General features: G+C 33.0%; 1 protein-coding gene and 1 pseudogene. Both read right to left on the bottom strand.

Features of this window, described 5'->3' with window-relative positions; all coding sequences use genetic code 11:
• Positions 1-362 (bottom strand): annotated as a pseudogene (gene virB11, locus IE260_RS43595) (cag pathogenicity island type IV secretion system ATPase VirB11); the annotation flags it as partial.
• Between the two features lie 4 nt (positions 363-366).
• The coding region (locus IE260_RS43590) for a cag pathogenicity island translocation protein CagZ (protein WP_189881054.1) at positions 367-509 on the bottom strand (143 nt) is incomplete at its 5' end.

The following is a 509-nucleotide window of genomic DNA, read 5'->3' as shown; positions in this document are numbered from 1 at the left end:
ACAGGGGAAAGGACAATCTGCACCCTTTCACCATTCGCTAAATTGCTGCTCAAAATAGGATTTTCATAGTTGTCTATTGTTTTTTTCTTAAAACTTGCACAACACCGAGCAAAATGCATTAAACGAGATAGACTAAAGGCTTTCTTGTCTCTCACATCAAATGGTTGCCATTCGCCATTATTTTTTAAAACCCATACAACCTTGTTCCCATTGTAACAAATCTCAGTGATATTTTCCATTTTTAAAAAATCACCAAAAAGTTCTTCAGTAGCATGCCTTAGAGGATTTAATGCCGCTTCTTTTAAAGCTCTTTCTACTTCTAGAAATTTTTTATCTTCTGCACTCAATCTGTCTTCAGTCATGTTTTTATTCCACATTTAATTTTAATTGGGTTATCAATTTAGCTCTTTCTAAAGAAGTGAGATAAGTCTTATTTTTGCTCAAAATAATATATTTAGTCCCTATATCTTGGACAATCTCATTGAGCTTCCTTCCAAAATCATCTATTC

Source organism: Streptomyces viridiviolaceus, from assembly GCF_014650995.1.
GTDB classification, from domain to species: Bacteria; Actinomycetota; Actinomycetes; order Streptomycetales; family Streptomycetaceae; genus Streptomyces; species Streptomyces viridiviolaceus.
Note: the sequence above shows the minus strand (reverse complement) of the source record. Positions and strands in the feature narration are given on the sequence as shown.